The 12,648-nt window shown below is 65.8% G+C and carries 10 protein-coding genes; 4 read left to right on the top strand and 6 right to left on the bottom strand.

Annotated elements, in window-relative coordinates; translation table 11 throughout:
* Window positions 1-495 precede the first annotated feature (495 nt).
* Entirely contained in the window at window positions 496-1,449 is a 954-nt protein-coding gene (locus ACYQ1K_RS05380) for an aldo/keto reductase (protein ID WP_459981780.1), read from the bottom strand.
* A 94-nt stretch (window positions 1,450-1,543) separates the two neighbouring features.
* Between ACYQ1K_RS05380 and ACYQ1K_RS05375 the strand changes: the two genes are divergently transcribed.
* Window positions 1,544-2,404, top strand: coding sequence for an SDR family oxidoreductase (locus tag ACYQ1K_RS05375; protein WP_459981779.1), 861 nt, complete (start codon window positions 1,544-1,546; stop codon window positions 2,402-2,404).
* 77 nt (window positions 2,405-2,481) lie between these two features.
* On the opposite strand, the gene ACYQ1K_RS05370 is transcribed toward ACYQ1K_RS05375, so the two are convergent.
* From ACYQ1K_RS05370 to ACYQ1K_RS05360, 3 genes are all read right to left on the bottom strand, one after another.
* Window positions 2,482-3,690, bottom strand: a complete 1,209-nt coding sequence (locus ACYQ1K_RS05370; protein ID WP_459981778.1) for an acyl-CoA dehydrogenase family protein — start codon at window positions 3,688-3,690, stop codon at window positions 2,482-2,484.
* Between the two features lie 363 nt (window positions 3,691-4,053).
* Window positions 4,054-4,683: a TetR/AcrR family transcriptional regulator gene (locus tag ACYQ1K_RS05365; RefSeq protein ID WP_459981777.1), complete on the bottom strand. Its 630-nt coding sequence runs from the start codon at window positions 4,681-4,683 to the stop codon at window positions 4,054-4,056.
* Window positions 4,684-4,774: 91 nt separating this feature from the next.
* A complete protein-coding gene (locus tag ACYQ1K_RS05360; RefSeq protein WP_459981776.1) occupies window positions 4,775-5,689 on the bottom strand; it encodes a prolyl oligopeptidase family serine peptidase in 915 nt (304 codons plus the stop codon).
* A gap of 347 nt (window positions 5,690-6,036) precedes the next feature.
* On the opposite strand from ACYQ1K_RS05360, the gene ACYQ1K_RS05355 reads away from it, so the two are divergent.
* The 3 genes from ACYQ1K_RS05355 to ACYQ1K_RS05345 all read left to right on the top strand — a co-directional run bounded on the left by ACYQ1K_RS05355 (window position 6,037) and on the right by ACYQ1K_RS05345 (window position 10,863).
* Entirely contained in the window at window positions 6,037-7,674 is a 1,638-nt protein-coding gene (locus tag ACYQ1K_RS05355) for an ABC transporter substrate-binding protein (protein WP_459981775.1), read from the top strand.
* Window positions 7,675-7,780: 106 nt separating this feature from the next.
* Complete coding sequence (locus tag ACYQ1K_RS05350; protein WP_459981773.1) at window positions 7,781-9,037, top strand: MFS transporter; 1,257 nt, start codon at window positions 7,781-7,783, stop codon at window positions 9,035-9,037.
* A gap of 83 nt (window positions 9,038-9,120) precedes the next feature.
* A complete protein-coding gene (locus ACYQ1K_RS05345) occupies window positions 9,121-10,863 on the top strand; it encodes an AMP-binding protein (protein ID WP_459981772.1) in 1,743 nt (580 codons plus the stop codon).
* A gap of 127 nt (window positions 10,864-10,990) precedes the next feature.
* Here ACYQ1K_RS05345 and ACYQ1K_RS05340 read toward each other — a convergent pair whose 3' ends face one another.
* Complete coding sequence (locus tag ACYQ1K_RS05340) at window positions 10,991-11,509, bottom strand: NUDIX domain-containing protein (RefSeq protein WP_459981771.1); 519 nt, start codon at window positions 11,507-11,509, stop codon at window positions 10,991-10,993.
* 379 nt (window positions 11,510-11,888) lie between these two features.
* Window positions 11,889-12,593, bottom strand: a complete 705-nt coding sequence (locus ACYQ1K_RS05335; RefSeq protein WP_459981770.1) for a TetR/AcrR family transcriptional regulator — start codon at window positions 12,591-12,593, stop codon at window positions 11,889-11,891.
* Between the last annotated feature and the right edge of the window lie 55 nt (window positions 12,594-12,648).

Genomic DNA, 12,648 nt, shown 5'->3' with positions numbered 1-12,648 from the left:
TCGCGGGCGACCATCTGCTGTGCGCACGTCTGGCACAGTTTCAGCGCGTTCATGCCCATCGGGATCTCCCAGAAGGTGCGCCAAGGGCGGTCGGCTCTCCGCACGCGGTCCGAAAGGACCCATCGGGTCGGCTGTGCACGGTGCCCCACGGCAGTCGACGTACGGCAGTTCGAGGCTGCGTTTGAGGTGCGGTCACGACCCAACGGGCTCGGCGGCCTGGTGCACGTTGAGAGGTGACGAGGTCGAGAGCAGTTGCTGTTGATTGTGCGCTCCGCAAGGCTCGGTCCTTAATCTCGCAAGTGGTGGTGGCGCGGACGACGTGTCCGGTTCTCGGATCGGAATGACGGCGGCGCGCCGGGCCCGCGGCGAAGTTGAACACCCGCAGCGCTGGGCCGGCGGACTCCGGCGCTGCAGGCGGTTTGTGGTGACCAGGCCGTCCGCCGTCCGGGCGAGTGGACTTCGACTCCCCGAAGTGCGAGATCGTCAGCACGGCCATCAGTGGGAGGCGGTCGCGGTGGCGTCCAAGATCGCCGCCTTCAGTTCGACGCTCGGCTCCCAGTTGGCGGCGTTCGCATTCGCACGGACTTGTTCGGCAGTCGTAGCACCGACGATCACCGAGCTCACACCTGGTTGGGTCGCCAGCCCACCGATGGCGAGATGAAGCAAGGTCACCCCGTGGTCCGCGGCCAGCTTGCTCAGTCGCTCGACCTTGTCGAAGTTTCGTTCGGTGAGGAAACGTTCAGCGGCGGCGTCCATGCCGCCGGGAGCGAGGCGGGAGCCCTCCGGACCGGGCATACCGCGCTGGTACTTGCCGGAAAGCATGCCGCTTGCCAACGGGAAGTACGGGAGAATGCCCACCCCATCCGCAGCGCACGCGGGAACGACCTCTTGTTCGATGCTGCGATCCAGGAGTGAGTACTCGTTCTGAGCGGAGATGAACCGGGTCCAGCCATTCGTGCGCGCGAGCCACGCCGCCTCAGCGATCTGCCAACCGGCGAAGTTCGAGGAACCCAGGTAGCGCACCTTGCCAGCTGCGACCAGAGCATCGAGCGCGCTCAGCGTCTCCTCCACCGGAGTCGCCGGGTCGGGGCGATGCATCTGGTAAAGGTCGATGTAGTCCGTCCGGAGCCGTCGGAGGCTCCCCTCGCAAGCCGCGATGATGTGGTGTCGCGATCCGGGTCGATGGCGATCGGGCTCGTGCGGCGATGGGAACTTCGTCGCGAGCAGGACCTCATGACGTCGACCATGGATCGCGTTGCCAAGGAGCTCCTCGCTCGGCCCATAGGCGGCCGCGGTGTCGATCAGGTTCACCCCGGCGTTGAGAGCCGCGGTCACCACTGCGTCTGTCGCCTCCTGGTCGATGCGGAATCCAAAGTTGTTTCCGCCGAGGCCCAATGCCGACACGACCAGACCCGAGTCGCCTAACTGCCGGTAGGTCATGTCGCCCATCTGGCTCGCTCTCTGATGCGTCTTGCGTTTCGCGGGACTCCGCGCGCACGTTTTCGGGCCGGCGCCACCGCGAGGGGCGACATTGCCCCTCGCGGTGGCGCTCGATACCAGAAACAGAATACCGATTCGCGTTAGAGTTGGACAAGCGTTCCGACAGTTTGGTCTAACTGCCGGGGGCGGGTCCTCAACAGCATCGCGACCCCTGGTGTCGCGAACCGATCGCAAGAGAGGTGTCGGCATGGATGAACTTGCTGGCAAGACAGTCGTAGTCGTCGGTGGCGGATCTCGCATCGGCCGCCAGATCGCCATCGCGGCCGCGCACAGGAATGCGCAAGTCGTGGTCGCTGGTCGCAACCGCTCCGATCTCGAGCGAGTGGTCACGGAACTCGGTGGAAACGGGCGCGCGCTGAGCGTGGACTTCGCTCAACCGGAGTCCATCGAAAAGATGGCGCAGGACCTCGGCGAGTTCGACCACCTTGTCTCGACGGTCTCGATGCACGCGACCGGCCCGATCGCCCAATCGAGCGATGACGAGATCCAGTGGGCCATCGACGCCAAGGTGCTGGGTCCGATCCGGCTCGTGCGCTCCACCGCGGACCTGGTTCAACCGCAGGGGTCCTTCACCTTCTTCTCGGGCATGGCAGCCTGGCGGCCCCGGCCGGGCTCCGTCGTCACCTCGATGGTCAATGGAGCCCTCGCGTCCCTGGTGCAGGCCATGGCAGTGGAGCTCGCCCCGGTGCGCGTGAACGCAGTTTCGCCAGGTCCGGTGGACTCGCGCGAAGCTGGAGCGCGGACTGAGGTGTACGAGGACGCCATGCGCCAAGCGGCCGGGCTGATGCTTGTCCAGCGCGTGGGGGTGCCTGCAGACGTGGTCGACGCGACGCTCATGCTGTTGTCCAACGGCTTCATCACGGGCACTGTGCTGCATGTCGACGGCGGTGGGCGCTGGGGCTGAAAAGGAAGAAGGAGGCCGCATGTAGCGGCCTCCTTCTGAACGTGGGGTGCGGCCGATCGGCCGCACCCCAGCTGGCTTCACACTCGAAGCATGGCGACGAACGGGGGCTCCTTGCCCGTGAGGTAGTAGTCGCCGACCCACACCGACTTGGCGTCGGTCGGGTCGTGCGTGGCGAACGTTCGTGCGTTTCGCCAGAACCGGTCGAACCGGTACTTGTTCGACGTGCTCCGGGCCCCCGTGAGCTCGAAGATTCCGGAGGTCACCTCGAGCGAGGCGCGCACACATGCGACCTTGACCGCGAAGGCTTCTACGAGGGTCTCGGGGTCGTCGCCGTCGCTGTTCTCGAGCTTCGCTGCCGCGCGCAGAAGGTACGCCTTGGCGGACTCGATGGAAGCGGCGAACTCGCCCACCCGGCGCCGGACAAGCGGGTCCTCAATGGCGGAGGCGAACTCGGGCAAAGTCGGCCGGTCGAGCTTGCGCACATACTCGATGGCCGCGTCGAGCGCGCCGATACCGGGGCCGAGCGTGATGGCCGAGTGCAGGTGGAACACGTACGCCGCCAGGTTGCTCGACATCGAGTGACGGTCCCACCAGTAGCCGTCGGGGACGAAGACGTTGTTGTACTCGATGGTCTGGCTGTGGGTGCCGCGCTGACCCATGACGTCCCAGTCGTGCCGGCACGTGACGGCCTCCTGCGAGAGGGGGACGAGCGCATGGTGGCGCATCATGCCCTCCTCGCCCTCGAGGATGAAGCCGACGTTGGCCCAACCCTCTCCGCCGCTGTTGGTGTTGAAGGTCTTGACCCCGTTGAGGCGCAGGCCGCCCTCGACCTTCGTGCCGATGACGCGGGCCGGAGAGCCGGCCTCGGAGTTCGAGGCGACGAATCGGATCCCCTCCTCGGCGATGAGCTTCGCCACCTCGTCCTTGGTGCTCCTCGGCAGCCCGTTGTCTCCGAAGATCTCGAAGGTGACGAGCGACTGCACCACGTAGTTCATGCCGGCCGACGAGTCGCCGGCGACCAGGTCGAGGAGGATGCTGAAGAAGTCCTCGGTGTGCTTGCTGAGGTCGCCACCGTTGATGCCGCCGTACTCGTAGGGAAGGTTCCAGGCGAAGAGCCCCTCCTCCCAGATGCGACGCATGCCGTACCCGGTGTCGGTATTGCGGGCGTCGACGTCTGCCGCGCTCTCGGGCAGCTCGGCGCGAAGCGCCTTGGCGCGCTCCTTGAGGTCGAGGATGCGAGCCGCGATCGCGGTCTCGTCCGCCATGACCTGATCTTGAATGGTCACTGTGTTGAACCTTTCTTCGCAGCAGTGGCCGGCTCGACCTAAGACGGCGACGTGAGGCACTTGTCGAGCCGAGAAAAAGCGAATCGGAATTGCTATTCCGGAACGAGTGTGACGCCGCTCACCTGCGGTGTCAACCCTGAAGGTGAACCGAAGTTCTCGTCAGCGCCCCATGGCTGCGTGTCGCGCGGGTACCGAGGCCGTCGCGGCAACGATCCTCTGGCGCCAGGCGCGCTCGTCGGGACGCGGAAACGCCCCGGCCAAAGGCGGGGGCGCGCTGTGGCCGGGCGGAAGGGATGCCCGCGCAGACCGGAGCCGCGGATACTCCGGGTCTACCTGGCGAGCGGTCGCCAGATCGACCAGCTGTCAGTGTTCCGGGGTCGTCAAGTAGAGGACGGACATGTCCGCGAGTCGGGTGCCGTACTCGGACCAAGCTCGCTGGTCGCCGGCGTCCTGACCGGAAACGGCTCGGTGGATGCAAGCGCTGATGATCGTCGAGCGTACGGCGGCGATCGCCTGATCGGCATCGCTACGGACGACCTCGGAGCGGTGCGTGCTCAGGGCATCGTCGAACCTGTGCGCAAAGTTCAGCATCGCGCCGCGGCCGAGGTCGTCGAGCTCAGGGTTGCGACCTCTCAGGAGTTCGGCGATCACGGTGCCGTACTCGGCTCCGACGGTCGAGGCCACGGCAAGGGTGTACACCGTGATCGCCGTGCGGAGGTCTGCAGCTTCTGCGGCGACCTGTTCCTCGAGGCGCTCGTCGACCTGGCTGAGTAGCTGCGCCTTCACCGCGGCGAGCAATTGCTCCTTGCCGGTGAACCGCCGGTAGATGCCACCCACTGATGTGTTTGATCGGGCGGCCACCGCGGCGATCGTGAAGCCGTCGGCACCCTCAGTCCGCAATACATCGGTCGCAGCCTGGAGGACACGCTGCAAAGCGGCACGGCTGCGCTTCTGGACGGGCGGGTTGACGCCCTCGAGCTTCAGGTCGGTCACCACGGCACTCTATCCGGAACCTCCGTTCGCAGGCGCCGAAGCGCCTGCGAACCGGTGAGCCCGGCATCAGCCGAAGAGGGCGCGGTGCCAGTCACGCGTCGCGTTCGAGGAGCTGACGATCCAGGAAGTCGAGTGCGATCTTGTTGGCGTCGTCGGTGAAGAACTCCGGCCCGGCGTGGTTCGCGCCCGGCACGATGTGAAATTCGACGTCAGCGCCAGCCTGTTCCAGCGCCTCATAGAGACGCACGCTCTGCTGGTGACCGAGCCGGGTCTCACTGTCGCCGTGCATGATCAGGAACGGGACATCGGCACGAGCATGGCTCACCGGGCTAGCGGCGGCAGCCCCCGCGGGATCGGCATCCGGGCGGTAGCCAAGAAGGAGCGTCTCTGGCGAGGTGTCGGTGCCGAACTGCTCCATGACGTTGGGCAGGTCGTTCGTGTCGGCGGCCATCGAGGCCAGGTCACTCGGACCATAGTGGTCGATCACTGTCGTCAGTGAGCTCGACCACTCCAGGTTGCCACCGACGTCACCCTCGAAGTCCGGGTCGCCCGCCGTCAGCCCGGTCAGTGAAAGAAGGTAGGCACCGGCGGAGCTGCCCCAGCCGGCCACCCGCTCAGGATCCAAGTTGTATCGCTCGGCGTTCGCGCGGAGGAACCGGACCGCACCCTTGATGTCGTGCAGGGGCGCCGGGTAGAGCGCCTCATCGGATACGCGGTACTCGACGACCGCCACGGCGTACCCGTGCGACGGAAGGAATGGCCACGGCCCGTGGTGCTTGGTGACCATGCGCCACGCACCGCCGCTGGCGTAAACGACAACGGGCGTGGGCCCGGAAGCATTGACCGGCAGGTGGAGATCCATCCGCAGTGGCCGGAACCCGGGAATCAGTGCAAACGGCACGCCGATGTGGCTCAGTGCACCCGCCACGAGACCGGTCTGCGGCGGCGGCTGGAAGAGCTGAGGCTCGCCCATGTTTGCGAGGAAGTCGAGGCTGGGGAGCTGCATGGGCTGAGTCACGTCAGACCTTTCGGAGGAGCGCGGACGGGCACAGTCTTTTGCGAACCCGAATGACGGTTCAGAGTCTTGACCTCTGGTGGGGGTCCATGTCAAGGGGTGGGTCAAACAGCCTGCCGCTGGCCGCGCCGATTTGACGTTCGGGACCATTGACAGTGACCGAGGTCACTTGCTACCAATGGCGAACACGAATCTGTGTTCGCAATATCCAAGCTCTGATCGGGCATGGCAAAGCAAAGAAGTGTGGTCCGCTGGCCGGCAGCTGAGCGTCACGAGCGCCAGTGGTCGCAAGGCCCGCATCGAAGCGAGTTTGGAAACCCGAGAGGAAGTACAAAGGCATGAAGTTCTCTCTTCGGCCGGCCAGGCGCCGCGCTGTACGAGGAGGCATCGCACTCCTCGGTGCCGTCGCGCTGTTGGCCGGTTGCGGCGGCAGCGGTGGCGGGGGCGCCAGTAAGCAGGCATCCGACACGCTCGTCGTCGCACTGCCGACGTTCGAGGTCGATTCCCCATTCCCCTGGGAGTACAACGCCCTGGGTAGGCCGCCGTTCGCCCCCACCATGGAGACCCTGACCGTCGCTGACCCCACCAGTGGGCAGATCGTTCCCGGTCTGGCCGAGAAGTGGGAGCAAAGCGCGGACGGAAAGACCTGGACCTTCCACCTCAGGCACGGCGTTCAGTTCCACGAGAAGTGGGGTGAGTTCACCTCGGCAGACGTGCTGTACACGTTCAACCGCGGTCGCGACAAGGACGCCACCGGCGCTCTGGCTCAATCCTGGGCCACGACCATCGCTTCGGTGGCGGCCCCGGACAAGTACACGTTCGTCCTGACGACAAAGGCCCCTGACCTCAGCATCCCGTCGCTCATCGGCTCGTATGACGAGATCAACTCCCAGAAGTACATCGAGAAGGTCGGCGACGAAGAGGCGCGCCACCACCCGATCGGCACCGGGCCCTACGAGTTCGTCTCCGGCACCCCTGGTCAGGAGTACAAGTACAAGGCCGTCGCGGACCACTACCGCAAGACCGCCAAGTTCAAGAACCTGGTCATCAAGCGCATCGCCGACCCGACCACGATGGCCGCCGCCCTGCGCACCGGTGAAATTGACGCCGCCATGGTGTCCGGCACGTCGCTGGACGTCCTCAAGGGCCACGTGAAGTTCATCGAGCAAAAGGACGGCACGCCGAACTGGATCGTCTTCCCGGAGACAGAGCCGAAGGGGACTCCGCAGTACCGGCCCGACCTGCCGTGGAACGCATCCGACCCGAGCGACCCCGCCGCCGTCGAGCGGGCCCGCAAGGTCCGCGAGGCGATGAACGTCGCCTTCAACAAGCAGGCCGTCATCGACACGATCTGGAAGGGTCGCGCCACCGCTGACGCCCCCTTCGGTTGGTACGTAGGACCGGATGCGCCGGCGTACTCCGACAGCATCGCCGCCGTTCCCGGATACGACCCTGAAAAGGCCAAGCAGTTGCTGAAGGAGGCGGGATACGAGAAGGGCTTCACCTTCCCCGTGGCGATCGACGTGGGCCTGCAGCCCGACAGCGCGCAGATCCTGCCGGCCTTCGCTCAGGACCTCGCCAAGGTGGGTATCAAGGTCGAGGTCACCAACATGGAGCACGCCACCCTGGTCGGGCACCTTCGCGCCAAGGACCTCACCGACGGGTTCATCTACGCGGCACCTGGCCGAGCCGACCAGTCGCAGATGGCCTCCGTCCTCGGCCAGAACTCCCCTTTCCGCTTCCTGAACACATTCCCTGACATGTGGGACGCCGCGGCGAAGGCACATTCGGGCAAGCAGGAGCAGCAGAACGCCTTCATCACATCGGCCCTCCAGCGGGTTGCCGCCGAGTCCGCCACGATCCCGATCGGCATCCAGTCGATCGTGGTCGCCACCTCCGACAAGGTGGGCGCCTGGCCGCTGCTGGGCCGCACCCCGTTCCTCTTCAACTTCGAGTACGCCGAGCCGGCCAGCTGATCACGTCGGCTCCAACGCCCCCGGGACCCAAGGGAGACATCCGTTGGGTCCCGGGATGCGGCGCCGTCACCACTCTTCCAGCCACCCCCAACGACAAGGAACCGTCATGACTCGCGCCCGCGCCCAGGCAGCAGCCCCCCGGCCAGCGCTGAACGTGTCCCTGCTGATCGCCTGCCAAAGCATGCAGGCGCTGGCCTTCGGTGGGATCGCACTGTTCCTGCCCCTCATCCGCGACGACGTGGGTATCACGTTCGGCCAGGCGGGCACGCTCGCAGCTGCCACAACACTGACCTATGCATTGCTCCAGATTCCAGCCGGGATGCTCGCTGATCGCTTCGACGCCAAGAAGCTGTTCCTTATTGGACTGGTCGGCACGAACGCCCTCTCGCTGTCGTTCGCGTCGTTGCACTCCTACCACCTGTTGCTGGCCAACCAGGCCGCCTCCGGCTGTTTTCGTGCCCTTCTGTTTGCGCCCGGTGTGGTTCTCATGTCGCGTCAGTTCCGGCCCGACCGACAGGCGACTGCGATGGGGTTGTTCGTCGCCGGCGGTATGTCATCCAACATCCTGCTCAATGCCCTCGGTCCCTGGCTGGTTGGCCCCCTCGGGTGGCGGCTCTTGTTCGTGATCTTCTCCGCCTCCGGATTGCTGCTGGTTCTGGCGTTCGCACTGTGGGGTGACGCGGCGCCGCGGCCGAAGGTTTCGCACTCGCAAGGTCTGAGCCACTCCGGCCGGATCCTGCGCCACCCGGTGATGTGGCTGACCGGCTACATCCAGTTCGTCCGCCTCGCCGTCGTCTCCGCCACCGGGTTCTGGCTGCCCACCCTGATCGTCGACGACAAAGGATTCTCGCTCACGATTGCCGGGGTCGTCGTCGCGATCGGCGCACTCGCAACCGCGCCGGCCAACTTCCTTGGCGGCCTGCTGTCCGATCGGCTTGGCCGGCCCCTAATGGTCATCGCGGTGTCGCTCAGCGCCCTCGTTGTGAGTCTCACGCTGATCACGGCCGTCAACGGGCTCGTCCCGCTGCTGGCCGTCGTCATCTTGAACTCGATCTTCATCCAGCTCTACTTCGGCCCGCTCTTCGCTGTGCCGGCCAGATTCCTCGGCACCGCGAACGCCGGGATCATCTCGGGCTACGGCAACTTCTGCGCCAATTTGGGCGGCTTCGGCTTCTCCTACGGCCTGGGCCTGGTCAAGGACGCCACTGGTTCCTTCGACGTCGGCCTGCTGATGCTGGCAGGGCTGTGCGCTGGAGGCGTGCTCGCCACGTGGCTGATCAGTCGGCTGCACGTCCCCGCCAGCTCTCCTCAGATCGCACCGGAGATCGAGAACGCAGCCGAGCTCGCCGCCGAGCCCCGCTGATCGTCGCTGACAACCGGCAGCGGCGACCGGCGCCGCTGTCGACCTGATTCACAGATTCCAAGATTGCAAGGAGCGGTATCGCGATGACCACGACCAGCCCAGAGATGACAAACCATGCGGCCGGCGCCACCGAGCGCTATCGAGCGACACGCGACCAGATCCTCGACCTCAACGGTCAGTACGACCGTGCCATGCGCGTGTTCAACTGGCCCGAGTTCACGGGACCGTTCAACTGGGCCGTCGACTGGTTCGATGCCATCGCTGAGTCCAACGACAGCCCTGCCCTGGTGATCGTCGAGGAGGACGGGAGCGCGTCGCGCCGCTCGTTCGACGACATGTTCCGCCGCTCGAACCAGGTTGCCGCCTGGCTCGCCCAGCAGGGAGTAGGCAAGGGAGACCCGGTGATTGTCATGCTCGGCAATCAGGTTGAGCTGTGGGAGTCCATGCTTGCCGTCATGAAGCTCGGAGCGGTGCTCATGCCGACGACCGCGGCCGTCGGCAGCTCAGATCTGATCGATCGCGTCGAGCGAGCAAAGGCTCGTCACGTGATCTGCAACGCGGTGGATGTCAATAAGTTCGCCGAGGTTCCCGGCGACTACACCAGGATCTGCGTGGGCGAGGCCCAAGGTTGGCTGTCATTCCGCGACGCCTACGCGGTCCCCGAGGACGTGCGGCTCGCGCACCCGGGCACGCTGCCCTCGGACCCCCTGTTGCTCTACTTCACGTCCGGCACCACGTCGCGTCCGAAACTGGTCGAGCACACCCAGGTCTCCTACCCGGTCGGACACCTCAGTACGACCTACTTCCTTGGCCTGCGCCCGGGAGACGTGCATCTCAACATCTCCTCGCCGGGTTGGGCAAAGCATGCGTGGTCGTGCTTCTTCGCGCCGTGGATCGCCGAGGCCACGGTCATGATCTACAACTACTCCCGCTTCGATGCCGCCGCCCTGCTCGAGCAGTTGCGGGCCGAGCAAGTCACCACCTTCTGCGCGCCACCCACCGTCTGGCGGATGCTAATCAAGGCGGACCTGTCCGGAGGACGCGGGTCTCTCCGCGAGGCCATCGGCGCGGGCGAGCCACTCAATCCCGAGGTCATCGAACAGGTTCGTGCCCACTGGGGCCTGGACATTCGCGACGGGTTCGGTCAGACCGAGACCACCGCCCAGGTCGGCAACCCCCCGGGCAACCCGATCAAGGTCGGGTCGATGGGCCGTCCGCTCCCCGGCGTTCCCGTGGTGCTGGTCGACCCGGTCTCGGGTAACCCGGTGGAAGGGCCGGGAGAGGGGGAGATCTGCCTGGACCTGTCGAAGAACCCGGTCAACCTGATGACGGGCTATCGAGGCAGCCCCGAGAAGAACGCCGAGGCAATGGCCGGCGGCTACTACCACACCGGCGACGTCGCCTCGGTTGACGAAGACGGCTACATCACGTACATCGGTCGGACCGACGACGTGTTCAAGGCGTCCGACTACAAGATCAGCCCGTTCGAGCTCGAGTCAGTTCTCATCGAGCACCCTGCGGTGGTCGAGGCAGCGGTCGTTCCCGCGCCCGATCCGGTCAGGCTGGCCGTCCCGAAGGCGTACGTCGCCCTCGCGGCCGGGCACGAGCCGAACGAGGACACGGCGCGCTCGATCCTGGAGTACGCCCGGGAGCACCTCGCGCCGTTCCAGCGTGTGCGTCGCCTGGAGTTCTTCGATCTGCCGAAGACGATCTCGGGCAAGATCCGCCGCGTCGACCTGCGGCAGCGTGAGGTCGACCTCGAGGGCGCATCGCGCGCGCTCAAGCCGGAGTGGACCGATACCGACTTCCCGGGGATCAAGCGCTGATCCTCCCCAGACACGGAGCGGTGTACGCCGCCCCGTTGGACGAGCGCACTGCTGGTCCAACGGGGTAGCGCCGCCTCCGATCGGTGTTGGCGGGCGATCGACCCGCACCGACCTCTCCGCTGCTACCTCAACTCGTGGTCCGCAGGACCTCCCCGAACCAGGTCACCTTGCCGTCAAACCTGGACAGTCGCGTAGGAAGAACCCAGCGGTAGTCCTCGTGCTCCCAGTTCAGCACCAGGCGACGCTGAGGCGTCGATGCGGAGAAGATGTGTACCACCCACCGTTGTCCATCGCTGCCGGCGAGGACCACGTCGCCCCGCGGCTCGATGGAAGTCAACTGCGAGATTCCGAGTCCAGTCTCCTCCCAGAGCTCGCGCGTGGCCTGCTCCAGCGGGCTGGAGTCATCGTCAAGAAAGCCCGTGATGCAGTGCCACTGGCCGGCATCGTGAGCAACCGCTGCACTGCGCTTGAACAGCCCCACTCGCCCACGCCAAGTCAAGACAACAGCCACGACGGGGCGCGACCACGGGATCGCCTCCGGAGCTCCGGGCGTCGCGCCGTGCAGCGCCCGAGCCGGCACCACGTCATTGATCGCGGCGACCGTGGTCGACACGTGAGGTGGGCTGATCCGATTCGTCGTTCGCATAAGAAGTGCGTCCTTCTTGGTTCCGACTCGCCAGCACATGCCCCACGATGAGGGGCCGGCAAGTCTCTCGACAGCTCTATCATGCGACCAACTAAAATACGAAGCAAGATTCGTATTCGTTATTCGCTGAGCCTAAGGCGTGCCCGCAAGGGCGGGTCGGAGAAGTTCGCCGATCAGGAGCGGGGAACCCGGCGACGGTGTGCGGGGGGTTGCCGCGGGTAGCCGTGTTCGTCTCGTCCCGGGTCGTCGACATCGTCCCTGGTGGCGACCAATTTCATCGTGCTGGGCACGTGGTGGCCGCATACACCGATCAGGTCAAACCGCTCGGCTACTTCGGCCGATCCTTCGAGACCTTCTCGAGACCTCCGGCTTCACGGCCTCAGGACAGGATGGCGCCTGCCGGGGACGACAGGTAGAGGAAGCACGCACGGGCGAGCTCAATCTTGAGCCGACCGTCGGAGCGGATCGGCTGACCGGGCCGCGGCGCGTTCGCGATGATGGCACCAAGTGCCATGTCGCGTGTCGTTCGAAGGGCCACGGCCGCGTCTTCGTGCCCGATCTCCGCTCGATGTGCCTCTGAGGCGGTGGTCAGCATCTTTAGCATGCGTTCGCCTGCGAGCCGGCCGCGCTCGATGAGCTCGGGCGCCTGCTCCGGATCGACGATCGCCACGGCGATGACGGCGGGCTGAGAAACGTGGGTGCTGAGGCAATCGACGAACTCCCGCACGACGCCATAAAGGTTTGTGCAGGCGGGCAGCCGCTCGGCAAGGTCGGACTCCATGCGATTGAGGAGGAGATCCTTGACGGCTATCAGGAGTCCCTGCTTCCCGTCGAAGCGTCCGTAGATACCGCCGACGGAGACGCCCGATCGCTTGGCGACGGCCTGCATGGTGAGTCCCTGAGCGCCGACCTCTGCCAACACCGCCTCGGCTGCGGAAAGGATCTGCAGTGTCGACTGCACGCTGCGGCGTTGCCGAGGTTCATCCACGAAGCCTGCCTGCACTCCAGGAAGCCAGCCGCTCTCCTCGAGCCAGCCGTTGTGACCGCTCAGGTCAGGCGGGTCGGCGGGCCGCTGCTGGGTCATTGACTCCCTCTCGTGGATGCGTCACCCGTCGCACATGTCGCGCGACACGACTGAT

The sequence above is a fragment of the Nocardioides sp. AN3 genome (assembly GCF_054653495.1).
This window is presented reverse-complemented; position numbering and strand designations above follow the sequence as displayed.